We start from the raw sequence: 21892 nt of genomic DNA on the forward strand, positions 1-21892 counted from the left end.
TCGGGCGGCGGGGCCTTCACCATGTCCACCCCTTCTTGGAGGCACGACCGTGGGTAACCCCAACCCGGCAAGGATCACCGACGCCCTGTGGCGGCTCTGGGAGGAGCTGCACAAGCTGGAGCCGCATACCGAGCTGGGCGGCATCTACGCCGACAAGCGCGGCTACCACAACACCAGGGCGGCGAACGAGCGGCGCTGGCCGCACAACTACTCCATCCGCGAATCCGAGGACCAGGGCGGTCCCACCGACAAGGCCGCCGCACTGGACTGGACGTTCCCCGACGCCCAGCGCGGTGACTACCGCACCATCGCCAAGTACAGCGGCCGGCTCATGCGTTCCGGCAAGGACCCGGCCGACCCGCGGTTGAACGGGTGGCGCGAGTTCTACGGCCAGGTCGACAGCGACAGGCAGGTGGAGGGCTGGGACTTCCGGCACGACGAGCCGGTCAGCTCCGACAGCTCCCACCTGTGGCACATCCACCTGTCCGAGGACCGCGACAAGGTGGCGAGCTGGGACAACAAGGACGCGCTGCTGTCGGTGCTACGAGGCGAGTCGCTGGAGGACTGGCGCAAGCGCACCGGCCACCCCGCCGCCCCGAAGCCCACCCATCCGGCGGGCACCACCTGGTGCAAGGGCGCCTGGCGTCCCGTCCTGCGGCGCGGCAGCAAGGGCGAGCACGTGCGGTTCGTCCAGGCCATGATCGGCGGCGTCGAGGCTGACGGCGACTACGGCCCGAAGACCGAGGCAAGGGTCCGCGCCTACCAGAAGATGCGCGGCATCGACGTGGACGGCGTCGTTGGCGTGACGACGTGGCGCGAGATCAACAAGATGTGACGCCTCGAAAGGGCCGAGCCGCCACGGGGGGAGCGGCTCGGCCCACACATTCCACCACACCCACATCGACGCCCCTCACTCACCCAGCACAGGAGGAATCGTCTAGTGCCAGCGACTGACCCCTCGGTGCGCGACGCCCGTCGCCGCACCATCCGCACCACCGTTCAGGCGGCCATCTCGGCCGCCAGCGTCCTGCTCGTCGCGATCCCCGTCATATCCACGGTGCTCGGCGAGCACATGACCGCCGAGGTCTACGCGGGCTATGCCGCGGTGGCCGGCGCCATCACTACCGGCGCCACGCTCATCACCCGCGTCATGTCCCTTCCCGCGGTGATTGGCTGGATCGACACGTACCTACCGTGGCTGTCCGCGTCGGCCCCGGTCGCTACCGATGAGTCGGCCGCCGAACTCAGCCCACCGACCACTGAGGTGGTAGGCACGGCCGACTGACCCGGCACACGGTAAGCGCCCCGCAGTTCCATGACTACGGGGCGCTTACCGGTACCTATTTGATGTCCTCGATCTTCGTCTCCTGGACGGCTCGTCCTCCGCGCCGCCCCGCACTTCCCGCGGTGACCTTTTCGGTGGTCACCTTCTTTGCGGCGGCCTTCTTTCGTACAGGCGTTCTAACTTTCGAGGCGGTCGACGTTGCGCCTTTCGGAAGCAGGGCTTCGAGAGCGGAGCTATCTTCGTCGCAAAGATCGACCGTTGCGCTGCGTTCACCTTGTTGGAGGGTGTAGCGCTTCACCTTCCGGCTCGGGTCCTGGCACACATCACACACAGTGATGCTGAGTTCCATCAGCTAAGGTTCCTTTGAACTTCTTGGTTCCCGGCAGTTAACACCCACAAGCCCAGCAGTTGACACGTCAGAACGGGGTGACCTACCGTTTGACCGGACGGTACGCCGGAGGGCGTGCAACCGAGAGCGATGCGGGAGAGGATACCCCCGGACATGCCGGCCAAGAAGATTCAGAACGAGGACGAGGCTCGACGCTGGATCGAGGAGGGTAAGTCGTATCCCTGGATCATCCTCGAATACAAGCGTAAGTACGGCATCGAGACCACCGCGGCTATGTGGTCTAACTTCCGCAACCGGAACGGCATCGAGATCCGCTACGTGCGCGATGACAACCTGATTCCCTGGAGGATCAACGACCGCGACCGACGCCGGTACGCAGTAGAGATGCTCCGGATGGAGGCGCGCCGGCGAGCTGGGGTCGAGATGACCCCGGACGAGCTACAGCATCTGGAGTCGTGGAAGGCCGGCCTCGCAGAGAAGGACCTCGTTGTGCACTATGCGCCGGGAACAGAGAAGGGCTTCTACTACGTCAAACGGCGGCCAGGCATTGACAACGACCTGATCCGCGAGCCGGACCAGAATCAGAAGATGACCTTCAACGCCTCGAAGCACGGCGCCAAGTAGCAGACCGATACCCACCCACAAGAAGACCCCCACGGCTTCGGGCCACGGGGGCTTTTCTCGCGCGCGGGGTCAGTCGCCTGTGAAGTCGTCCGGTGTCGCCTTGGACTTGCCCAAGCGCTCAGCCCACCTCGCGATGGGTCCGCCGAGCATGCCCTTGCGCTGATTCCATGTGCGCTTGCGGTGCCGGCGGCGGCGTTCCTGGTCCAGGCCCTCGACCCAACCGCGTACGACTTCCGTGTTCTCGCCGATGCCGGCTTGGCGGATAGCCCGGACTTGCCCGGTTTGGGTGAGGTCAGGGTTGACGATGATTAGGTTCTGGTCGGGCACAGACACGACGTCGGCGCCCGTCTTGCGGCGAATGATCCTCACATTCTTCCCCCGTGGTGTTGGTGGGTCGACTGGAGCGACCCGCTGATGCAGCCCCTCTCTGTGAAGTTTCGGCGTTCAAACACCATCCTCAACTTAACGGTGGTCGAGGTCAAGGCTCTGTGTTCTAGCCGTCCATCGTCAAGGTAGTTGGCGCTGTCGATCCTGCGGTTTTGGTACAGGTGTTCTATGATGCCGGGCGTGATCTTGAAGGAGCGACTCCACCAAGGCGGCAACCTCCGCCCGCTCCGCGGGGGTGAGTTGCCGATAGTTGCCGATCAGGATCTGGACGTCGGAGTCCGGAGTCTGCTCCTCGTACACGTAGAAGCCGGCCGCCTTCTGGGCGGCGCGTTGCACCTCCGCGAGGTCGAGCTGGAGGCCCACCGCCAACTTCTCCAGGGTGGCCAGCTTGGGGGGTACCTTGATGGGGTTGTTGGCAAGGGCGTGCACAGTGGCCGGTGCCATCTGTGCACGCGCGGCGATCGTGCGGTAGGTCTCCCCGGTCCGCGTCCGATGCGCCTCGATCAGCGCCGCAAGCGGGTTCAAGCGCTCGGCCACACACGTATCCCTATCTATATGTCGCTCGGGCTGCTGTAGCCCGAACGTGACGAACGCCCTACGGGTCGTCCCGGATTCTGTTCATTGACGCTGGACAAGGTACCGCACCTGCGATTAGTTTTCATGTCTTCAGTGGATCTAGGCACGGGGAGGGTGCACCTTTTACCGAAACTTCACATGCCCGGCCGCGCCGACTGTGAAACGTGGCGTGACTCGGCAGTTCACACGGGGGAACTAGTGGTACAGGAGATCGACACCAGCGATGGCATGGCGCGGCTGCACTTCGATCACGAGAACTGGGACATCAGGGTCGATGTCCACGACGACGCAACGGACGAGACATGGGCCGAGATCCAACGGCTCGCCGCCAAAGAGGGCTGCGCGGTGCTCGACGTGGAGGAGTGCCCTCCGGAGATCCTGGAGGAGCCGTTGATGCGGCACCACATGCATTACCTGGAGGTTCGCGAGTGCCCCTAACTCTGCTCAACCCGAGCGAGGTCGGTTCTGTCCCTGGCGACGACGGGCAGATCCCCGTGCCGCGCGATGGATGGAACCGACCTCTGGTCGTTCCAGAGGAAGGTGGCGTGCCCGTAGGCCACACCAGGATGACCACCCACATCGACGCCATCGAGGACAAGTCGTCGCTCCAGCGCTACTACAAGCGCATGGTGATGATCGGAACCACCGCGTTCTCCGTCGGCGAGATGAACCAAGTCAAGCGCCTCGACCCGGAGGACCCCGAGGGCAAGCGGCAGCTCAACCACCTGGCGGACCGCGCGGAGAACCTGTCCGGCGCCAATAACAAGCGCGAGCGGGGCACGCATCTGCATGACCTCAGCGAGTACGTGGACCGCGGTGAGGAGCTGCCGCCGCACGCCAGCGCACAAGACCGCCTCGACATGGCGGCGTACAAGGCGGCCACCGAGATGATGCAGGTCATCCACATCGAGCGCCTGGTCGTGGTGCCTGAACTGAAGGCGGCCGGCACACCCGACCGGGTGTCGTTCTTCGACGGGCTCGACCCGGATGGCGCACCGGCAGGCCATTTGATCACCGACCTCAAGACCGGCACGGTGGAGTACGGCGCCCTCAAGATGGCTATGCAGCTCGCGGGCTACAGCCGGGGCAAGCTCTACGACCACACCCGGTTCCCGGTCGACGCCGAGGACAAGGCCGCGCTCGCCACCTGGAAGAAAACCAAGGTGTCGGCCGAAGAGGCGGCCCAGGCATACACCGCTCTACCGGACGTGAACCAGCGCTGGGGCCTAATCATGAACCTTCCCGCCGGCTCCGGCCAGTGCACCGTCTACTGGGTGGACTTGACCACTGGCTGGGATGGTGCGCAGTTGTGCAGCGCGGTCCGGCGGATGCGTTCGCGTAAGAACGTGCTCGTTCCCTTCGAGCGCGTGTGAACTTTCGAGATCACGATCACAGCTGGGATGGTGGTCGACGCGATACATGCGTGTGTAGTTTCGATAGCAGAGACGAGGGGGAGGTAAAACCGAGTGACTGATGACGACAGCCCGTGGGGCGCGCGGGGAATCAGCGTCACGATCAAGTTCGGCAAGGGCTACGAGGAGCCATGGGTCGTCTTTCGCGGCACAGCCGGACAGATTAAGACCGACATGCTCGATGCCTTCGGGCTGGACGCCGGTGAGTACGCCGCCTTCAGCCTCAGTGAGCTGATCATCAACGTACGCAACTCTGCGCAGGCCACGGGCACGCTTCGCAAGGAGCTGGGCGGGCAGGTCATCCGGCCCGGCAGCGGCGCGAAGCCGGTCGCACCAGCTCCCGGCCAGGACGTGTGGGCCGACGCGGGCTCTGCCCCGCCAGCCCAAGCCCCGAGCGTCGAGGACATTCTCGGCAAGGAGATCGACGCCGCGGCTGGCCGCACCGCACTCAAGACGCTCTACGGCGAGAACAAGGCCACCTTCGACGCCAGTGAAGTGTTGATGGCGGCTTACAAGGCCAAGGGCAAGAGTCTGCCGGCTGGCTCGTAGGCCAAGCCCTTTCCAGTTACTCGCCGGGCCTCAAGCGACGTCCGGTCTTCTTTTCGCCACGTGTGAACTTTCGATAGGAGCTGAGCAACTCAGTGGGTCTCAACATCGTCAACCCGTCCTCGTACGCTGGCGGCGCGTTCTTCAAGCCGGCCGATCACATGACCGACCTGGCCATCCTGGTCGAGCCGAAGCGGATCGACCGCGAGCAGCCCAACACATACCAGGGCAAGACGACCTACCGCGACGAGGTGACGGCGGACATCACCGTGTTTCGCACCTCCGAGTCGTTGGAAAAGGGTGAGCCGTCCGAGGTGATCAAGGGAGCCCGGATCGCCTACGGCATGCTCACCTCCACCCTGGACAAGATCCTCAAGCAGGGCGCAGGCGGCGCGATTGTCTCGGTCATCCGCAAGGTCCCAACCCGCAACGGCGCCGGCTACGTCTTCCGCGACGTGGAGGGCTCCGTGCTGGCTCAGGTCGCGGCCTGTGCCGACAAGCGTGAAGCCGCGCTCGCTGAGGCCGTAGCCTCGGCGCCCGACTTCGACTGATCTACCGCGCTTCCGGGGCGGACGCTGTGAACTTTCGATATGCGTCCGCCCCGCCCATTCCAGGAGGGGAGTAAACCAGAGTGCTGACCGCTTCCAGGTCGCTCGCGCTGAACGCGGAGGCTGGCCGTGAGCTGCCCCGCGTCCCAGCGTTCGAGGCGCTCTACAACCGCGGGGTCCGGCCGCGGCACGGCAACGTGATCATGGTGGCTGGTCGTAGCGGCACCCAAAAGTCGGGCTTCGCCCTGTTCTGGGTGAGTCAGATGGATCTGCCGACGCTCTACTTCTCGGCCGACATGAGCCCGTTCACAGCGTCGTCTCGCCTCGCCAGCATGGTGATGGGGGAGACGACCGAAGAGGTCGAAGAGGGCATGGCCGGCCCGCGCCGCCAGGAGTACCTCGACGCCTTGGCCCCATCGAAGATCCAGTTCAGCTTCGGCTCGCCGATCTCCTGGCCGAAAGTTGACCAGGAGCTTGAGGCGTACGTCGAGCTGTGGGACGCCTACCCGAGCGTGCTCGTGTTCGACAACCTCATGGACTTCGACGGCGCCGAGTCCGACTACACGGAGCAGATGGCGGTCATGTCGAACGCCACCGAGCTGGCCCGCAACACCGGCTCGACGGTGATCCTCATGCACCACGCCAGCGACAAGAGCTGGGAAGCCAAGTCGGACCCGTGGGCGCCCCCGAGCCGAGACCAGGTCAAGGGCGGCCTGAGCGAGAAGCCCGAGCTGTCCCTGTCCGTCGCTCTCGACCCCAACTCGATGGAGTACCGGGTCGCCTGCATCAAACAGCGCATGGGTCCGTGCGACCCGACGGCGCGCAAATACTCGGTCATCTGGTGCGAGCCCGAGTACACACGCTTCCACGCCAACAGCCCGCTGAACAGGGCAAACATCATGGGGGTTCCGCGGTGAACGAGCGAGATGTCGCCGAAGCTCTACTCCGAAAGTACGGCGAGCACCGCGCCTACTACTACGTCGACAGCTTCGCCGAGCGCCTGGGATTGAACCCCGAGCGGATCTTCACCCTGCTGGAACTGGCCAAGGTCCAGGTGACCTGGGATGAGTAGCCCGGCAGCGAACCGCCGCAAGGGCGCCCAGTGGGAGATCGACCTGATGAAAGGTCTCCGCGAGCACGGCCATGACGTGGAGCGCCTGCGGTTGGCCGGCAAGGACGACGAGGGCGACCTGGTCGTCAAGGTCATCGAGTGCATGGATCGCAACGTCCAGCACGTGGTGGTGGAGGCCAAGGCCGGCGTTCTGCACCCCGCCGAATTCGTCCGCGAAGCGATGGCCGAACGGCTCAACTACGCCAAGGCCCGAGGGCTCGACCTTATCGACGTGCGGGGCGTCGTCTTAGCCAAGGCGCGCGGCAAGAACTGGAAGGACGCATACGTCATCACGACGGTGCGCGATTACTTCGGCCTGGAGGACTGAGTCATCACACGACGCATCATGCGCGAGACCGGCGAGCTGTACCGGGGGCGGGCCATCGTGAAGCTGCCTGCGCGCAAGAACAAGTGGCGTGACGTTCAAGACGCGGCCCGCTCCTTCGAGGTTGACTGCGGCCCGTACAGCACGCCCGGCGCGGCCAAGACCGTCACTACTCAGGAGATCAACAGCCGGACCAACCACCTTCACTGCGGCAGCTACGAGCTGTTCGGCGAAATCGAGGTCGAGCGCTGGATCGAGAAGGCCGAAACCACCTGGACGCGGCTGCCGGAATGAGTATCGGGCGGCCTGATCTGGCTGCCGTGCTGGAGCACTACGGAGTGCACATCCCCGGCTCGCGGATCACCGCGATGGTGGCGTGCCCCCTGCACGACGACCGCACTCCAAGCTGCTCGATCAACCTCGAAAAGCAGCTCTGGCGTTGCCACTCGTGCGACAAGGCCGGCAGCTCGTACGACCTAATCATGGCAAAGGAGAAGACCGATTTCCGGGGAGCACGAGCCTTTGCGTCCGCTCAGCAGTTCGCAGCGCGAAGCGGTGGAGGAAGCGACAGCGAGCTATCAGGCAGCGCTTACGGTGGACGCCGCAAGGTATCTGACCGCTCGCGGAATCAGCCGCGAGGCGGCGGTTACACACCGACTTGGCGTCGTGATTGACCCGATGCCCGGCCACACCAGGTTCACCGGGATGCTCGCCATCCCGTACCTGGACAAGGACGGCGAGGCGCTTCAACTCCGCTTCCGGTGTCTCGAAGACCACGACCACCGCGCCGCCTTCCACGGCAAATACAACTCGATCGCTGGCGACCCGGTCCGGCTGTACGGAGTCCAGTCGATCCATCACGCGGCCCGCGAAAGTCACCCCGAGATCCATGTGACCGAGGGGGAGCTGGACCGCCTCGTGCTTGAACAACTCGGGCTGCACGCCATCGCGGTACCTGGCGCCGCGCTGTGGCGTGGCCACCACGCGATCACGCTGGCGGGCTTCAACAAGGTCTGGGTCTGGGGAGATCCGGATGACGCGGGCGCCGACTTCACAAACAAGATCACTCGCTCGCTGCGCCAGGCCAAGGGTGTCGTACTGCGCGACGGAGACGTGAACGAGACCTACCTCAAGGGCGGCGCTGCCGCCATCTTCGCGCTGATCGGTAGAAAGGAGCCGCCGCCGTGGGAGTGAACCCCATCAAACGCCACCGGGAAAACGGCGGCTTCTGGCCGACCATCTCAGACGTCGAACTGGACAAGGCGTTCGGCCTTAACGACATCACCAAACTCGTGCACGGCGACCTGGCCTACGTCCGTGAGATTGGCGGTCGGGAACGCTTCGGCGCCATCAAGCTTGGCCAATACCGGGATCACGACGGCGACGGCGAGGACGCCTACTGGGCCTTCTTCGGCACCGACATCACGCTGCGCGCGGATGAGGCCGAGGTGATCCGCAAGGTCACGGTGATCTGGGCATGAGCATCCCCGCCGAGGCAATGCCTGGCAACCCCGGACCCAAGCTCGCCGCAGCGTGGGCGTCGATGTCACCCGACGAGCGCGAGGCGTTCGCCGGCCACCTGTTCGCAGGCACCTCAGCTGAATGGCTGGCCGACCTTTTGACCCGGCACGGCACGCGCATGTCCGCGTCAACCATCCGCGCGTACCGACGGTCTCTACCGTCAGATCGGAGCTAGTAGTGGAAGCCCCGCAGAGCCTGCTCGCCGAGCTGCTCGCAAAGCCGATAGGCCCCGCGATGCCGAGCCGACACGCTCTCGAACGCGACTTCACCCGGCAGATCGAGGTGTCCGGCAACACGGCCGAAGTGACCGTACATGCCGAAGCGCGGGCCGCCGAGGACGCCGCGACCGGCGTACTGATCGAGCAGGGCCTGGACCCCGCCGACTGGGAGGCCACCGGCTTCAAGGTCAGCGAATGGACCCGACCGAACGGTGAGCCCGGCGTATCCACCAAGTACACCTTCAAGCGGGTAGGCCAGCCCACCGAGCGGCCAGCCCTCGTCCTGGACGAGCTGCTTGCAGCGGTGCAGACCTACGAGCCGAAGGGCCACCTGCCGACGGGCGACCACGGCTTCATCGTCGCACTCGGCGACATGCAGCTCGGCAAGCTGGACGGCGACGGCCCCGCCGGCACGCTGGCCCGCTCGATCGACTGCATCAACAAGGCGGCCGAGAAGCTGCTCGCATACGGCCAGCTCTACGACATCGGGCATGTGCATATCGCCTGGCTCGGCGACCACATCGAGGGCTTCGTCAGCCAGGGCGGCGCTAACACCTGGCGAACCCAGCTCACGTTGAACGAGCAGATCCGGCTGACCCGCCGACTCATGCTCCACGCCCTGCTGGTCTTCGCACCGCTGGCGAGCCGGCTCACGATGGCAGCGGTGCCGGGCAACCACGGCGAAGCGGTCAGATTCAACGGCAAGGGCGTCACCCGCTACGACGACTCGCACGACACGGAGTCGCTGATCGCAGTCGCCGACGCCGTCAAGCTGCACCCAGGCGTCTTCGACCACGTCGACTTCTACGTCCCCGAGACCGACGAGCTGTCAGTGGTGATCGACGTTGCCGGGACGGTGGTCGGCCACGTACACGGCCACCAGTTCCGACCCGGAAAACATTTCGAGTGGTGGAAGGGCCAGAGCTTCAACGCGGCCAGCCCGATGCACCAGGTCAACCTCCTACTCGCCGGCCACCTGCACCACCTGCACGTCGACACAGACGGCGAGCGCATCTTCATTCAGCCTCCCGCGCTGGAGAGCGAGTCGACCTGGTGGCGACACGCGAAGGGCACCACGGGCGCCCCGGGCCTCGTCTTGGCTCTGACCAAGGACGGCGAGACCAACCTCATCGAGACCATCCGTTAGGAGATCCGCACCGTGACCACTGCCCCCGAAATCATCACCGGAGCTTCCGTCCTGGACTGGTCGGTCCTCGAGATGCCCGGCGTCCGCAGCCGCGTCGAAATGGCCGCGCACCGTGTCGCCGTGGCGAGTGGATCACAGGTCCACCTTGATGCTGACGACCTGGTGCAGGAGGGTTTCATCATCTGCGCCACCAACCCGGACGTCATCCGCAACTACCTTCGCCAAGGCGAGCTGTCTCACCTGTATGTGTGGGTGCGCTCGAAGCTGTACGACAAGGTCAAGGTCGAGGTCTCCCGGTCAGGCAAGACCTACAGCCGCGACCAGCTCGTGGAAACCGTCAAGGACGGCACCTGGTGAGCGGCGCCTACACACGGGAACTGGTGGAGCAGCTCATGCCGGCGGTCTGGGACCGCGACGCCGCACGCGGAATGACCAACCCGACCGCCCCGGACCCGGACATGCCCCGAGCCAAGCCCAACCCCAAGCAGTCGAACACCCTGTACGCCCACCTCGCGGACATCCACACCGCCTGGCACAGCGCTCCGCTGACCCTCGCCGAGCGGCATGCGCTGTTCTTCCGCTACGCCCTCGACCTCCCACACACCGCGATCGGCGTGGCTCTCGGCATCCGCCGCCAGTCGGCGACCGAGCGCATCGACTCGGGCATCGGACGCATCGTCGCCTGCCTCAACGGCGAATAAGTGTGAAGTTTCGATACTAGCCTGTCACAGCCAAACCGAAGGAATCCCACATTGTCAGTTCGACCCGGCTACTACCTGGGCGGCAACGCCGACATTCGCGCCGACGCCGCCACGATCGGCAACGTCCGCGCCATCACCCAGTACCGCAGCCTTGCGGACGCCAACCTGCTGCCTGGCTGGAAGGCCGACTGGATCAACCAGCTCGACCGCGACACCCTGCTCAATGTCGTCGTGGAGTTGAAGCACTACGGCGCCAAGCTCGGCCCGCAGAAGCTCAACGACCGAACTGTCCCGGCACCGTCGATGCTTATCCAGCGTCGCGACGGTAAGGGCGTTCCGGCCTACGGCTACGACCAGGTCACCTCGGGCCAGCTCGATCCGCTGCTCGATCGGCTACTCACCCAGCTCCGCGCCATGCCTCACCCTGAGATGATCAACCTTCAGGTCGCGTCGGAGTTCGACACCGACCACGAGTTCGGCACCACCGACTGCGGCCGGACCTACACGTGGGCTGAGTCGGACACTCGCGCTGTCCGGGCAGTCAAGTACATGATCAGCTACCTTCTCGACGCCGGCCTGCCGCAGGGTGTGACCTTCTCAGTAGGGATGGGTGGCTTCGACCGTGCCGCGTTCCGCCGAATGCACCCGGCCAGCCTCGCCCCGCTGGTCGATCGGCTCCAGTGGAACGCCTACAACCACGGCAGTCACCGCGACCCTTACGCGGTCCTCAACCGCACCAAGGTGTGGGCCGTGGCCGATCTTGATCCGCGCTGGCTCCGCAAGCCCGCGATCATCGCGGAGTACGGCACCGCCGCCTCGCTCGGCAGCCAGGCGGCGTGGCTTGCAGGCATCCCGACAGCCGTGGACCGGATGCAGTCCGAAGGCGGCCCGCACCTGGAGGCCCTGATCTACTTCAACAGCAACCCCGAGTGGGCCACCCTCACTCCGAAGGCCGATGGTCTTGCCGCCCTCAGCCGCGCCTACAGGATGGCGCCGCTAGCGGCAGACCTCCGCCCAGTGGCGTGCAACCACGCACGGTAGTCGCGCATGACAAGGAGCCCCGGCTGGCATCGCTGCCAGCCGGGGCTCTTTCGTCGTTATGGCTTGCTCGGTCAGCCGAGCAGCCCTTCGTCCTTCACGCCCGCGACGAACGCATCACGCTCGCCAGGCGTGAAGAACAGGATCGGTCCGTCCGGGTCCTTGCTGTCCCGAACGGCGAATCCACCGTCCGGCAGGTCGGTTACTTGGACGCAGTTGCCGCCGCCATTGGTGCGGCTGCCCGTGCGCCAGATGACCGCATCGCGGTCGAACGTCTCGGCGTACGTCTTCTTGTTCATGACCCCAACTCCTCGGCTGCCGCCCTGATCAAAGTGACCGAGTCCTGCGGTGGCAGAGCCTTCGCTAGTACATCTTCCCAGGCGTCTCGGTAGGCGCCTACCTCGGCTGGCTTGTCGACATACTGCACTTGCGTGCGCAGGTCAACACAGACGACCTCGCCAGCGGCATCGTCGGCGAACCGCAAGAGCTGGAAGCCGCCCTCGGTTGGCATGAACGCACCAGCCGCCCACGGTACAACCTGCACGTCAACGTTCGGACGGTTCGCGACATCCACCAAGTGCGCGAGCTGATCTCGCGTCACCTGCCGGTCGCCGACGATCTGATGCAAGACGCTCTCGCCGATGATCGCATGCAGAAGCGGCGCATCTGGCCCTCTCAGTAGCGCTTGACGCTCCATGCGCGCCTCAACTCGCCGCTCCACCTCACCCTCATTCTGCCCCTTGCGGTAGACGACGACCAGTGCGCGTGCATATGCCTCGGTTTGCAGCAGCCCGGGAACGAAGTTCGGCTCCCATGAGTGCAGGCTCTGCGCTTCCGGCTCCAAGCCCAGGTAGGTCGCGAACTGCCTGGGCAGAACATCTGTGTACTGGTGCCAGTCATTGCGACGCCGGCCAGCGGTAGCCAGCCTGACCATGGTGTCCACCACGTCTTGATCGTCGGTGCCATAGAAGGTGGCCAGTGCACGCACATCACGGGGGTGCACACCGATCAGCCCGCGCTCGATGCGGGACACCTTTGACTGTGACCACTCCATGTGCTTCGCAACGTCGTCCAGCGTGAGCGGCGGATCATGCTGGGTCCGCAACTTGCGCAAGGCGGCGCCAAGGCTACGGCTGCTGGCTGAGCCCACTGTCACCTCCTGTGCATGCTGCGACGGTTGCGCAACGTGGCGCCCAGTCTTGCAAATTTCGCACACACGCCGTACCCCTGCATCCCACTTTCGCGTTTGCAGTCTGTGCGACCTTGCACACCGACCTTGCTAAGCGTACGGTCTTGCATACGCCGATCGATGGATGCAAGTCGATCTTTGCGTCGCAGGTTCTCCGGTGCAGACCTACCCGCCCGCCTGACTCACGCTTGAGGTGATCCCAATGCACTACCCCCGCGCATACGCATGGTGGGAGCGGCTCGCCTGGTGGCGTCTGCGGCGCTGTGCGGCCTGCGGTGTGCAGTGGCCGTGCGACGAGGCGAAGAAGGAGCGTCTGCGCAAGCGGCTGAACTCCGTACGCTTCGACCGCATCGGGGCCTGGGCGCCAGTGGTGAGCGTGCACCAGTGGCAGACCCAGGCGTACGAGCAGGTGGGCCGCGTTGGGAACATGACGCCCGCGCAGCTCAATCGGTCCCGGGGCAATGCGGCGTAAGCACCGCAGTCGAGCACGCGCGGCGCCGCCATTCGGAGAAATAGGGGAGCGGATCGCCAGCACTTGGCACAGACCTCCGCTGCATATGTGCCTCGGACCCGACCCTTCCGCGCGGTGACCCCGCCTCCTTGGCCCCTCCCATTGATCCAGAAAGGAAGTTCATGACGCAGCTCGCGTATGGCCTGCGCCACGCCATCCCCGCCACCCCGACCCTGGTCGACATGTCGACCGTCCACTACGACCCCGACCGGCAGATCAGCATGGTGACGGAGGGCGGCACGACTCTGCCGGTCCTGCGGCACACGAGCGGCACGACCTCGACGAACACTGCCAGCCAGGACAACAAGGGCGGGTCCGACAGCGACCAGGATTACCGAGAGGACTGATGGCCGTGGGCCGGGATGTCGCCGTCTTCACCGAAGAGTTCGACGTGACCGCGGACACCGTGATCGTGGAGTTGAACCGTCGGGGCGTGCGGGTGTTCCGCTGCAACCCCGGCGACTTCCCCGGCTCGCTGTCGCTGAGCGCCCGGTCCGGGTCCTCCTGGACTGGGCATCTGCGATCCGCCACCCGGACGCTCGATCTCCTCGACGTAGGCTGCGCCTGGTGGCGCCGCCCTACCCGCACCGAGATTGACCCGACGGTGCCGGAGCACGAGTGGGTCGAGCGGGAAGCGAACACCGGACTCCGCGGGGTGCTGGCGACCCTGCCGTGGTTGAACTCTCCCGACGCCATCCGCTCTGCCGAACACAAGCCTCTGCAACTCGTGATCGCCGCCCGTGTCGGGCTCTCCATCCCAGCCTCGCTGATCACCAGCGACCCCGACGAGGCTCGGGCCTTCGCCAAGGCCCACGAACAGGTCATCTACAAGCCGTTCACGAGCGGTCTACTGTCCGACGGGCAGGTGCTGTACGCCTCGCGGGTCGACCCGGACAAGATCGACGACGGGGTCCGGCTCACCGCACACCTGTTCCAGGAACGGATCGAGAAGGCATACGAGCTGCGGATCACCGCTGTCGACGGGCAGTTCTTCACCGCACGCATCGATGCTCACTCGGAGCGCGGACGGTGCGACTGGCGCTCGGACTACAAGAACCTGACGTACTCGGTCGCCGAGCTGCCGAACACCGTCACGGTGAAGCTGCGCGGCCTCCTGCACGCCATGCACCTGCGCTTCGCCGCGATCGACATGATCGTCACCCCGGAGGGTGAACACGTCTTCATCGAGGCCAACCCGAACGGACAGTTCGCGTGGCTGGAAGACGAAACCCAGCTTCCTATCGCCGCCGCTATCGCTGATGCCTTGGAGGGCAAGAGCCGTGTCCACTAACCACGCCGAGGAACGCGCCGCCCTCACCGCGTCCCTGTACGACGCCGGAGAGCTGACCGACCCGCACCTGATTGACGCCTTCAAGGGCGTGCCCCGGGCTGCGTTCCTGCCGGCCTTCTTCGTGCCGACCCCCGACGGCCGCTGGCGGGCCATCGACAGCAGCTCCGCGGAATACCTGCCCATGGTGTACGCGGACACCACGCTCACGACGCAGCTCGACGGCAAGGTCGACCCGGACCCGGCCGCCGAACCGCGCAAGGGCCTGGGGACCTCAAGTTCCACCCAACCGGGCCTGATGGCCTCGATGCTGGAGGCCCTCTCCTTGACCGGCGGCGAGCGGGTGCTGGAGATCGGCACCGGCACGGGGTACAACGCTGCCCTGCTGTGCCATCGCCTCGGCGACCGTCAGGTGACCAGCGTGGAAGTCGACCAGCAGGTGACCGACGTAGCTCGTGACCGCCTGCGGGGACTGGGTTACCTGCCCACCGTCGTGACCGGCGACGGCGCCGCGGGCTGGCCGGACCGTGCTCCCTACGACCGGGTGATCGCCACCGCGTCGTTCCCGACCATTCCGCGTGCCTGGGTCGAGCAGACCGTGGATGGCGGCCTCATCGTGGCGAGCCTGTGGCGCGATCTGGGCGGCGGTCCGTTGGTGCGGCTGATCGTGCAGGGCGGCCAGGCCCGCGGCCACTTCCTCGCGCAGTTCGGCGGCTTCATGCCCACCCGCGAGGTCACCATGACGGCGGACGCCCTGTCCACCGCGCTCGGACAGAAGGGCGTGACCCGGCCGACCCGGCTGCGCGGAGACGTTCTCACCCATCCGCATGCCGGTCTGTGGATCGCTCTGCGGGTTTGCGGTGTCACCTGGACCGGCTTTACGCCCGACGGCGGTCACGAACAACTGTGGCTGTTCGCCCCGGACGGCTCCTGGGCCGTCGTTGAGGACGCGGCCGGCACGGTCGAGCAGTACGGCACCCGCAACCTGTGGGATGAGGTCGAGTCCGTACATCAGCAGTGGACCGACGTGGATCAGCCGAACCGCGAACGGATGGGCTTGACCGTCACCCGGAACGGCGCGCACGAGTTCTGGCTCGACGATCCGGCCAATATCCAGTGGCGCGATCCCGCCTGATCCTTGTGCAGCCAGTCCTCCAAGCCGCGGTCTAGCGCACGACGTGCGGCGATACCGCCAAAGATGGATAGGAGAATCCAATGGAGTCCGTGCGCGGACGGCACGGGTCATGACGCTGCGTCACTACCCATCCGCCGTAGTCATCCACGCTCCGAGTTGCAGGGATGGCGGCAACGGCTTGGCGCAACCCATCGACGCGATCCGGAAGGAATATCCGGGACACCAATTTGATGTCTGCGCCAACCCAGGCACTACGCCTTACGGGGTCATCGAGGCGGTTCCCTACCGGCCGCACCCGTACGAGCCTTCCGACCTGAAGCCGAGCGACGCGGTCCGAGCGCTGTGCAAGGTGTGTCGCGGGACTCACGGAGACAAGACATGAGCGCCGTTCATGGCGACTGGGGCGCGCCAACTCCGCCGGGATTGGTGCGGCGTCAGCCCGGAAGCCACCTTCCCTCAAGCCTGAAGCACCCGCCGGCTCCCGGTCCATCCGTGTGGGCGCGCGACGCCGTGACGCTCGAACGGCTGCGACACGGACTCGCCGCGCTGCCCGAGGTTTCTGGCCCTGCTACTGGCACCCGCCCGACCGCCACGCCCTGAGACGCAATAGGCAACCGGACGGGATGTAGAGCCCGCTGCGGCGCAGAGGCCGCTTCTCCGCGGTGAACCCGAAGGAATTCTCACATGGACATCGACCCCCTCTGCTCGACCAAGATCCGCGATCCGGTGTGGTGGCTGAGCTGGTCATTTGCGTAGAGCGACGTCCGTCAGGCGCGCGTCCACGCTGACCCGACGAAGCTGCGGGCGGCACAGTCCACCGAACGAGGCGAAGGGGCAACTTGCGCGCCCAGCCTCGTCCGGTAGACAGCTGCATACAGCCAGAGGAGGCACCGTGGTAACGCTGATGCAAGATCACCCAGCCTGGTGGAACGACGCCGTAGGCGCTCACCGCGTCATGCGGTACGCCGGCCGAACGTGGCACCTCGATGCACCGCCGCATGGGGGTCTGCTGATCGAGCCGAGCGCAGTTCAGCAGCCACCTCTCGATGAGATCAGGGGCATCGAGCTGGCGGGACCATTCCAGGATCTCAGCGCGGCGGTGTCGACGATTGCTCCGGTGGTTCGGGTCCGTAACGGCGACCTGTGGGACGCGCTCGGAACCGCGATCATCCGGCAGGTCATCCGCGCAGCTCAGGCGCGCCAGATGTACCAACGGTTCTGTCGCGCCCATGGCGAGCGGGTCGACGGGCGACATGGCGCCGGGTGGCTCTTCCCGGCACCCGAGGTTGTTCTCGGCCTGCCGGGTGCCGCGTTCGCCGAACTGGGCATGGCGTTCAAGCTGCCCGCGCTCATGGCCGCCGCAGAAGCCGTGATCAGACAAGGCCGTGAGTGGGAGCAGCTTGCCCCCGCGGTGCTCGTGAAAGCCCTGCAAGACGTTCACCGCATCGGCCCGTGGACGGCGGGTGCGGCCGTCGCCGACTTCACCGGCGACTTCTCTGTCTACCCCTACTCCGATCTTGCGGTTCGGACGTGGGCTCGGCGCGCTGTGCCCGACGCCGATTGGCCCGACGACGAGCCCGAGTTCGCCGCTCTCTGGCGTCACGGCGCCGGAGAAGACCTTGGCGCATTGACGCTACTCACGCTGGCCTGGGGAGGTACACGTGTCACACCCCTGCAAGAGCAACCTGGATAGCCCCGCCACTCGGCATGTCGCGGGCGGGGACCTGACCCGCCCACTCGACCTGTTGTTCATCAACGCGCCACTGCGCGACTACGCCCGACGGCCCAGAGTCAACGACTTCACCCTTCCTGTCCTCGGCATGGCCTACATCGCCACCTATGCCGCGACCTGCGGCTTCAACGTGGCAGTCCTGGACGCCGAAGCCCACGGACTCCCGGTCGATGAGGCCGTGGCCATTGCGAACACCCTGCGGCCCCGCTGGGTCGGATTGAATCTGCTGGCCCCGACCTACGAGATCAGCGCGGTGATCGCCGAGCGCCTGGACGCCGACATTCGGATCATGGTCGGAGGCCACCATGCCAAGGCCATGGCCGTCGAGATCCTGACCGACCCCCGGATGCGCAACGTTAGTGCCCTGGTCATCGGCGAGGCCGAGACGCGCGTCGTCGAACTCTTGCAAGACCACCGCAACCGCGCCGACCTGCCCGGAGTCATGTGGATCGACCCGATCCTCAAGACCCCCGTTGCGGGCGGGCGAGCCGGCGCAGGCCACCACCTTGCGCCGGACATCGACCGTCTGCCGTACGTGGACCGCCGCTACCTGACCCAAGACCCCCGCGTGGCCGAAGACGGCCGCATCGAGGCGAACATGGTCGGTGCCCGCGGCTGCCCCTACGACTGCTCGTTCTGCGGCGCCGCAGTGTCCGCCAACCCTGACGTCACCATCCGCGTGCGCCGCCCCTACAACATCCTCGGCGAGATGCACGCCCTCCGCGACGCCTACGGCGTGACCGCTTTCCGGTTCGTAGACGACCTGTTCCTCGGCGCCCGCCGCGTCATCGACACCATGATGGCCGCCTTCACCGCCGATCGGGTCGGCTCGTGGGCGGTCTGGGACGCGACCGGCCGTATCAACGTCCTCAATCGTCTGCCCGATGCCGCGCTGGACACGCTCGTCACCAACGGGCTACGCGAGGTGGCCCTGGGTATCGAGTCTGGCAACGAGCGCATGCTCCAGTACATCGACAAGCGCATCAATCCGGCGATGATCCGCGACGTCGTGCAGCGCCTCGGCGAGCGCGGCATCAACGTCAAGGGCTACTTCATCCTCGGCTTCCCCGACGAAACCGAAGCTGAGTTGAACGACACGGTGACCCTGGTCCGCGAGCTGTGGGACCTCACCGATCGCCTCCCCGGCAGGTTCCGGGCCAGCGTGTTCGAGTTTCGCCCCTACCCCGGCACCCCGGAGTGGACGCGGCTGATGGCTACCGGACGCTACACCGCAGATCAACTACTGGCCTATGGGGCAGTGGACCTCACCGCGAACGGCGCCGACGAAGCCATGCGCGCCCGCGACGAGTTCAACTTCAGCGTCGGCATCCAGTTCGGCGAAACGCCGGTCTCCGTCGTCCGCCAGCATCTCGCCGACCTCTCGCGCGAGCAGTACACCCGCAGCGTGCCGGCATGACCGGCCTGTTCGTCGTCCTGGACGGCCCCAGCGGAGTCGGCAAGAGCACCGTGACCAAACGGCTCACCGAACGACTCAACGCCGAGGGCCGCCGGGCCATCGCCACCCGCGAACCATCCGACGGGGTGATCGGACACCTCGCCCGCACCGGCACAGAGCGGTTCCGCGGGTACAGCCTCGCCTGCCTGGTCACCGCGGACCGCTACCACCACCTCGACGCCACGATCCGGCCCGCGCTCGACGCCGGTCATGTAGTGGTGTGCGACCGCTACCTGCCCTCGTCGCTGGTACTGCAACACCTCGACGGCGTACCCGAAGACTTCATCTGGTCGCTCAACGCCGCGATTACCAAACCCGACCTGACGATCATCCTTACGGGCGACCCCACACGTTGTCGGGCCAGAGCGTCAGCCCGTGGCACCTACAGCCGATTCCATGGCGCCTCGCCGCAAGAGCACACCAGCTACCGCAACCTCATCGGCAAGCTCCGCCAAGCGGGTCACCCTGTCGCCACGATCGACATTGGTGGCCGTGACGCCCAGGCAGTCACTGCGGAAGTCCACGCACTCGTCGTGCAGGCCGGCGAAAGCGCTTAGGACGTCGCGGTGGAGCGGACGAGCTGGTCGTAGGTCTCGCCAGTTCGCTCCACCGCGACACCAAGGGCGTCGACCCAGGCGGCCAGCTCGCGCTGAACCCGCGCCATGTCATCGGTGTCCCGCGTCAGGGCCTCCACCTCCAGGAAGGCGCCCAAGCCGTCGACCTCATCGACGCACAGCGCGTAGCTGTCGGCGGCGGCAGTGCGGCGGGTCTTGCGAAACCGGACGGTGGGCACGTAACCCATCGCCATGATCGCCTGGTGCATCTGGTCGCGGTCGTCGACCACAGTCTCGTGTTCCACGCACGCCAGAACGTTGTCGACTGGGGTCTTCGTGGTGAACGTGCAGCGGCCGTCCTGCGCCCGCAGGCGCACGAACGTCACCCCAATGCGTGACTCACCGGCAGACCATGAGCACGGTGCATACGCTTGATCGTCCTGCACGCTCGGCGGCGAAAGCTCGATGCCGCGGGCAGCCAGCGCCTTGTGCAAGACCTCGGGATCTATCACGCGGTACTTGACCTCGACCTCGCCGCTCACGCTGCACCTCTCCCGTCCGTGGTTGCGGAACCGTACCGGATGCTGATCGAGAGAGCCTAGGGGATTCGTCCTTTTCTGCCTCGGGCAGCCTGCCCGGCGGTACTCCGAACGGGCAAGACCTATAACCTGCCTGCCGCGACCCAGCACTTACGCTCTGCCGGCAGTTGCGGGCACGACACCCCGACCAGCCGGCAGAGGCTCTTCGCCACTGATCACCTCTTGGCGCCTAGGCAGATCAGTGACAGACGCGAGAGCAGCGACCTTGCCCGCCGGCGGATGCTCGATGCGGCTCACCGTAGATCCACTCACTCCAGCCCTCGCCCCCACCTCGGTCTGTGTGGCGGGCCGACCGAGTTCCGCCTCCAACTCCTTACGTGCCGCCCGCACACGTGCTGCTCTTTCAGCACGCGGCACCGCGCGCCGAGGGTTCCGACTACGCCCAGGGGCAGTCGAGGGCGGCGGGCTAGCCACCGGCCCGGTAGCCGACTCGATCCGCCCGCTTTGATCATCTTCGATCGGCGACATCTCAACGGGGGTCGGTCGGGCAGGGGCCTCCGCGGCAGCTACGCCGCTTGACCCACACGGCTCAACGAGACGCTCTGCGGGCTGAAGTTCGCTAGACCCAACCCCGCTCGAGCCGAGCATCAGCTTGACGAGCCCCATGAAAGCAAGAGTGGGGAACGCGGCAACTGCCCAACCCGTGACGCCAGGGTCCGCCGTGGCTACCTGAGCCCACAGCGAAAACGCGCCGGCCAACAGAAGCATGACCCAGGCCAGCTTGCTCACCGCCTTGCCAGCCGCCTTCTGTCCACGCAGATGCAGCATGACGCCAAGCGGCATCAGTTCACTCACGGCGGCCACGATTACGCCCGTCGACCAGTGCGTCCCAGGCGCGCTGTGCTGCATGACGAACTTGTAGACGTGCGAGAGCGAGATCCAGCCGGCCCCTGCTCCCAGGGCGCTGATGACGGCGCCGCGAGCGAATGCCTCAACCTTCATGCGGCACCTCCCACGAGCGCGTCAACCTTGCAGCCCCCACAGTTGTGGGCGAACCAGCCGGGATGGATCTTGCACTGATTCGCTCTACCAACTGGCCTAGCCGCGCCACCCGTGAAGGTGGAGCCCGTGCCGCCAGCGGTCGGTTGACCAGGAACGATCGCCGACCTGCCGGACTGCGGGCGTGGGGTCGGCTGGATGACACCGCCGTCCCGCCGCTTGTGCATCAAGAGGTTGTAGACGACGGGCCGGCGGTCGACGGGGATATGGGCGACCAGGCGCTGGTCGCCGCGTTCGATGAGCTGAACCTGCTCAGGCTCAACGACAAGGTACGAGCCGTCCCTCTGCTTGACCTTCTTCGGCTTCGCTTCGCCGAGCAACTCTTGAACATCGTTGATGACGGCGCGCTCGGTCTTGCGGGCGTAACCGGCCAGCGTCGGAATGCTGGCGTACGCGCCAGTGCCGTCCGGGTGGGCATGGTTCGCCATCCCGAGCAGCACGGGGAATAGGTGAGGCTTCAGGTCAGGAGCCTGAGTGAGCACCCAGTTGATCGCCTCGATGCTCATCGCGGACCCCGTCCTGAAGCGGTAGCCTCTCTCATTTGGACTTGCCCTCCAGTGGCGGTTCGCCCCAGGCAGGTGGCAGCCTGACCGGGGCCGTTGCTTGTGGGATGTTGAAACAACGTGAGAGGATTGCGGTCA

The 21892-nt window shown here is 65.9% G+C and carries 32 protein-coding genes and 1 pseudogene; 26 read left to right on the plus strand and 7 right to left on the minus strand.

Annotated features, from left to right (window positions below; translation table 11 throughout):
- Nucleotides 1-52 precede the first annotated feature (52 nt).
- The 3 genes and pseudogenes from AB0J80_RS36110 to AB0J80_RS36120 all read left to right on the plus strand — a co-directional run.
- Nucleotides 53-571, plus strand: a pseudogene (locus tag AB0J80_RS36110) (hypothetical protein); the annotation flags it as partial.
- A gap of 126 nt (nucleotides 572-697) precedes the next feature.
- A complete protein-coding gene (locus AB0J80_RS36115) occupies nucleotides 698-835 on the plus strand; it encodes a peptidoglycan-binding domain-containing protein (RefSeq protein WP_364714104.1) in 138 nt (45 codons plus the stop codon).
- A gap of 126 nt (nucleotides 836-961) precedes the next feature.
- Nucleotides 962-1285, plus strand: a complete 324-nt coding sequence (locus tag AB0J80_RS36120; protein ID WP_364714053.1) for a hypothetical protein — start codon at nucleotides 962-964, stop codon at nucleotides 1283-1285.
- A 55-nt stretch (nucleotides 1286-1340) separates the two neighbouring features.
- Here AB0J80_RS36120 and AB0J80_RS36125 read toward each other — a convergent pair whose 3' ends face one another.
- Entirely contained in the window at nucleotides 1341-1634 is a 294-nt protein-coding gene (locus tag AB0J80_RS36125; RefSeq protein WP_364714055.1) for a hypothetical protein, read from the minus strand.
- A 114-nt stretch (nucleotides 1635-1748) separates the two neighbouring features.
- Between AB0J80_RS36125 and AB0J80_RS36130 the strand changes: the two genes are divergently transcribed.
- Nucleotides 1749-2258, plus strand: a complete 510-nt coding sequence (locus AB0J80_RS36130) for a hypothetical protein (protein WP_364714057.1) — start codon at nucleotides 1749-1751, stop codon at nucleotides 2256-2258.
- Between the two features lie 69 nt (nucleotides 2259-2327).
- Here the strand turns inward: AB0J80_RS36130 and AB0J80_RS36135 are convergent, their stop codons facing one another.
- Nucleotides 2328-2627, minus strand: coding sequence for a hypothetical protein (locus AB0J80_RS36135; protein WP_364714058.1), 300 nt, complete (start codon nucleotides 2625-2627; stop codon nucleotides 2328-2330).
- Between the two features lie 138 nt (nucleotides 2628-2765).
- On the minus strand, nucleotides 2766-3182 hold the full coding sequence (locus AB0J80_RS36140; RefSeq protein WP_364714060.1) for a hypothetical protein: 417 nt from the start codon (nucleotides 3180-3182) through the stop codon (nucleotides 2766-2768).
- Nucleotides 3183-3419: 237 nt separating this feature from the next.
- Between AB0J80_RS36140 and AB0J80_RS36145 the strand changes: the two genes are divergently transcribed.
- From AB0J80_RS36145 to AB0J80_RS36215, 15 genes are all read left to right on the plus strand, one after another.
- Nucleotides 3420-3659 carry a hypothetical protein gene (locus tag AB0J80_RS36145; protein WP_364714062.1) on the plus strand — a complete coding sequence of 80 codons (240 nt, stop codon included), beginning with the start codon at nucleotides 3420-3422 and terminating at the stop codon, nucleotides 3657-3659.
- Between the two features lie 128 nt (nucleotides 3660-3787).
- A complete protein-coding gene (locus AB0J80_RS36150; protein ID WP_364714063.1) occupies nucleotides 3788-4594 on the plus strand; it encodes a hypothetical protein in 807 nt (268 codons plus the stop codon).
- A 93-nt stretch (nucleotides 4595-4687) separates the two neighbouring features.
- The gene (locus tag AB0J80_RS36155) at nucleotides 4688-5182 is read left to right on the plus strand and encodes a hypothetical protein (protein WP_364714065.1); all 495 of its coding nucleotides are present in this window, start codon (nucleotides 4688-4690) and stop codon (nucleotides 5180-5182) included.
- 92 nt (nucleotides 5183-5274) lie between these two features.
- On the plus strand, nucleotides 5275-5730 hold the full coding sequence (locus AB0J80_RS36160) for a hypothetical protein (RefSeq protein ID WP_364714067.1): 456 nt from the start codon (nucleotides 5275-5277) through the stop codon (nucleotides 5728-5730).
- Nucleotides 5731-5810: 80 nt separating this feature from the next.
- Nucleotides 5811-6644, plus strand: a complete 834-nt coding sequence (locus AB0J80_RS36165; protein WP_364714068.1) for an AAA family ATPase — start codon at nucleotides 5811-5813, stop codon at nucleotides 6642-6644.
- Nucleotides 6641-6799: a hypothetical protein gene (locus AB0J80_RS36170; RefSeq protein ID WP_364714069.1), complete on the plus strand. Its 159-nt coding sequence runs from the start codon at nucleotides 6641-6643 to the stop codon at nucleotides 6797-6799. Before AB0J80_RS36165 ends, AB0J80_RS36170 begins: the two co-directional genes overlap by 4 nt.
- Entirely contained in the window at nucleotides 6792-7166 is a 375-nt protein-coding gene (locus AB0J80_RS36175; protein ID WP_364714071.1) for a hypothetical protein, read from the plus strand. The genes AB0J80_RS36170 and AB0J80_RS36175 overlap by 8 nt, the downstream gene beginning before the upstream one ends.
- A gap of 18 nt (nucleotides 7167-7184) precedes the next feature.
- Nucleotides 7185-7457 carry a hypothetical protein gene (locus AB0J80_RS36180; RefSeq protein WP_364714073.1) on the plus strand — a complete coding sequence of 91 codons (273 nt, stop codon included), beginning with the start codon at nucleotides 7185-7187 and terminating at the stop codon, nucleotides 7455-7457.
- Between the two features lie 74 nt (nucleotides 7458-7531).
- On the plus strand, nucleotides 7532-7837 hold the full coding sequence (locus tag AB0J80_RS36185; protein WP_364714106.1) for a CHC2 zinc finger domain-containing protein: 306 nt from the start codon (nucleotides 7532-7534) through the stop codon (nucleotides 7835-7837).
- Nucleotides 7719-8357, plus strand: coding sequence for a toprim domain-containing protein (locus tag AB0J80_RS36190; RefSeq protein WP_364714075.1), 639 nt, complete (start codon nucleotides 7719-7721; stop codon nucleotides 8355-8357). Before AB0J80_RS36185 ends, AB0J80_RS36190 begins: the two co-directional genes overlap by 119 nt.
- Nucleotides 8348-8644 carry a hypothetical protein gene (locus tag AB0J80_RS36195; RefSeq protein WP_364714077.1) on the plus strand — a complete coding sequence of 99 codons (297 nt, stop codon included), beginning with the start codon at nucleotides 8348-8350 and terminating at the stop codon, nucleotides 8642-8644. Before AB0J80_RS36190 ends, AB0J80_RS36195 begins: the two co-directional genes overlap by 10 nt.
- A 121-nt stretch (nucleotides 8645-8765) precedes the next feature.
- Nucleotides 8766-10049 carry a hypothetical protein gene (locus AB0J80_RS36200; protein ID WP_364714078.1) on the plus strand — a complete coding sequence of 428 codons (1284 nt, stop codon included), beginning with the start codon at nucleotides 8766-8768 and terminating at the stop codon, nucleotides 10047-10049.
- Between the two features lie 12 nt (nucleotides 10050-10061).
- The gene (locus AB0J80_RS36205; RefSeq protein ID WP_364714080.1) at nucleotides 10062-10406 is read left to right on the plus strand and encodes a hypothetical protein; all 345 of its coding nucleotides are present in this window, start codon (nucleotides 10062-10064) and stop codon (nucleotides 10404-10406) included.
- Nucleotides 10403-10750, plus strand: coding sequence for a hypothetical protein (locus AB0J80_RS36210; protein WP_364714082.1), 348 nt, complete (start codon nucleotides 10403-10405; stop codon nucleotides 10748-10750). Before AB0J80_RS36205 ends, AB0J80_RS36210 begins: the two co-directional genes overlap by 4 nt.
- Before the next feature lie 51 nt (nucleotides 10751-10801).
- The gene (locus AB0J80_RS36215) at nucleotides 10802-11791 is read left to right on the plus strand and encodes a hypothetical protein (RefSeq protein WP_364714083.1); all 990 of its coding nucleotides are present in this window, start codon (nucleotides 10802-10804) and stop codon (nucleotides 11789-11791) included.
- A 71-nt stretch (nucleotides 11792-11862) separates the two neighbouring features.
- Here AB0J80_RS36215 and AB0J80_RS36220 read toward each other — a convergent pair whose 3' ends face one another.
- Both AB0J80_RS36220 and AB0J80_RS36225 read right to left on the minus strand, forming a co-directional pair.
- Nucleotides 11863-12087, minus strand: coding sequence for a DUF397 domain-containing protein (locus AB0J80_RS36220; RefSeq protein ID WP_364714085.1), 225 nt, complete (start codon nucleotides 12085-12087; stop codon nucleotides 11863-11865).
- A complete protein-coding gene (locus AB0J80_RS36225) occupies nucleotides 12084-12902 on the minus strand; it encodes a helix-turn-helix transcriptional regulator (protein WP_364714087.1) in 819 nt (272 codons plus the stop codon). The genes AB0J80_RS36220 and AB0J80_RS36225 overlap by 4 nt, the downstream gene beginning before the upstream one ends.
- 277 nt (nucleotides 12903-13179) lie before the next feature.
- Here AB0J80_RS36225 and AB0J80_RS36230 point away from each other — a divergent pair, with 277 nt between their 5' ends.
- The 7 genes from AB0J80_RS36230 (at nucleotide 13180) to tmk (ending at nucleotide 19656) form a co-directional block, all read left to right on the plus strand.
- The gene (locus tag AB0J80_RS36230; RefSeq protein ID WP_364714089.1) at nucleotides 13180-13449 is read left to right on the plus strand and encodes a hypothetical protein; all 270 of its coding nucleotides are present in this window, start codon (nucleotides 13180-13182) and stop codon (nucleotides 13447-13449) included.
- Nucleotides 13450-13610: 161 nt separating this feature from the next.
- Nucleotides 13611-13835, plus strand: coding sequence for a putative ATP-grasp-modified RiPP (gene tgmA, locus AB0J80_RS36235; RefSeq protein WP_364714090.1), 225 nt, complete (start codon nucleotides 13611-13613; stop codon nucleotides 13833-13835).
- Nucleotides 13835-14779, plus strand: coding sequence for an ATP-grasp ribosomal peptide maturase (gene tgmB / locus AB0J80_RS36240; RefSeq protein WP_364714092.1), 945 nt, complete (start codon nucleotides 13835-13837; stop codon nucleotides 14777-14779). The genes tgmA and tgmB overlap by 1 nt, the downstream gene beginning before the upstream one ends.
- Nucleotides 14769-15911 carry an ATP-grasp peptide maturase system methyltransferase gene (tgmC, locus tag AB0J80_RS36245; protein ID WP_364714093.1) on the plus strand — a complete coding sequence of 381 codons (1143 nt, stop codon included), beginning with the start codon at nucleotides 14769-14771 and terminating at the stop codon, nucleotides 15909-15911. The genes tgmB and tgmC overlap by 11 nt, the downstream gene beginning before the upstream one ends.
- 892 nt (nucleotides 15912-16803) lie before the next feature.
- Nucleotides 16804-17604, plus strand: coding sequence for a hypothetical protein (locus AB0J80_RS36250; RefSeq protein ID WP_364714095.1), 801 nt, complete (start codon nucleotides 16804-16806; stop codon nucleotides 17602-17604).
- A 52-nt stretch (nucleotides 17605-17656) separates the two neighbouring features.
- Nucleotides 17657-19060 carry a radical SAM protein gene (locus AB0J80_RS36255; protein ID WP_364714097.1) on the plus strand — a complete coding sequence of 468 codons (1404 nt, stop codon included), beginning with the start codon at nucleotides 17657-17659 and terminating at the stop codon, nucleotides 19058-19060.
- Nucleotides 19057-19656, plus strand: a complete 600-nt coding sequence (gene tmk, locus AB0J80_RS36260; RefSeq protein WP_364714099.1) for a dTMP kinase — start codon at nucleotides 19057-19059, stop codon at nucleotides 19654-19656. The genes AB0J80_RS36255 and tmk overlap by 4 nt, the downstream gene beginning before the upstream one ends.
- Here tmk and AB0J80_RS36265 read toward each other — a convergent pair.
- Together AB0J80_RS36265 and AB0J80_RS36270 are read right to left on the minus strand one after the other, a co-directional pair.
- The gene (locus AB0J80_RS36265) at nucleotides 19653-20195 is read right to left on the minus strand and encodes a CYTH domain-containing protein (protein ID WP_364714101.1); all 543 of its coding nucleotides are present in this window, start codon (nucleotides 20193-20195) and stop codon (nucleotides 19653-19655) included. The genes tmk and AB0J80_RS36265 overlap by 4 nt on opposite strands.
- 995 nt (nucleotides 20196-21190) lie before the next feature.
- Nucleotides 21191-21757, minus strand: a complete 567-nt coding sequence (locus AB0J80_RS36270; protein ID WP_364714102.1) for a hypothetical protein — start codon at nucleotides 21755-21757, stop codon at nucleotides 21191-21193.
- Between the last annotated feature and the right edge of the window lie 135 nt (nucleotides 21758-21892).

Source organism: Actinoplanes sp. NPDC049548 (assembly GCF_040676695.1).
In the GTDB taxonomy this organism is placed as follows: domain Bacteria; phylum Actinomycetota; class Actinomycetes; order Mycobacteriales; family Micromonosporaceae; genus Actinoplanes.

Bases quoted from the DNA above. Each gene is read 5' to 3' on its own strand.
- AB0J80_RS36115 (WP_364714104.1), top strand. From the start codon at position 698: ATGATCGGCGGCGTCGAGGCTGACGGCGACTACGGCCCGAAGACCGAG.
- AB0J80_RS36125 (WP_364714055.1), bottom strand. From the start codon at position 1,634: ATGGAACTCAGCATCACTGTGTGTGATGTGTGCCAGGACCCGAGCCGG.
- AB0J80_RS36150 (WP_364714063.1), top strand. From the start codon at position 3,788: ATGACCACCCACATCGACGCCATCGAGGACAAGTCGTCGCTCCAGCGC.
- AB0J80_RS36175 (WP_364714071.1), top strand. From the start codon at position 6,792: ATGAGTAGCCCGGCAGCGAACCGCCGCAAGGGCGCCCAGTGGGAGATC.
- AB0J80_RS36180 (WP_364714073.1), top strand. From the start codon at position 7,185: ATGCGCGAGACCGGCGAGCTGTACCGGGGGCGGGCCATCGTGAAGCTG.
- AB0J80_RS36185 (WP_364714106.1), top strand. From the start codon at position 7,532: ATGGTGGCGTGCCCCCTGCACGACGACCGCACTCCAAGCTGCTCGATC.
- AB0J80_RS36200 (WP_364714078.1), top strand. From the start codon at position 8,766: ATGGCTGGCCGACCTTTTGACCCGGCACGGCACGCGCATGTCCGCGTC.
- AB0J80_RS36220 (WP_364714085.1), bottom strand. From the start codon at position 12,087: ATGAACAAGAAGACGTACGCCGAGACGTTCGACCGCGATGCGGTCATC.
- AB0J80_RS36230 (WP_364714089.1), top strand. From the start codon at position 13,180: ATGCACTACCCCCGCGCATACGCATGGTGGGAGCGGCTCGCCTGGTGG.
- tgmA (WP_364714090.1), top strand. From the start codon at position 13,611: ATGACGCAGCTCGCGTATGGCCTGCGCCACGCCATCCCCGCCACCCCG.
- tgmB (WP_364714092.1), top strand. From the start codon at position 13,835: ATGGCCGTGGGCCGGGATGTCGCCGTCTTCACCGAAGAGTTCGACGTG.
- tmk (WP_364714099.1), top strand. From the start codon at position 19,057: ATGACCGGCCTGTTCGTCGTCCTGGACGGCCCCAGCGGAGTCGGCAAG.
- AB0J80_RS36270 (WP_364714102.1), bottom strand. From the start codon at position 21,757: ATGAGCATCGAGGCGATCAACTGGGTGCTCACTCAGGCTCCTGACCTG.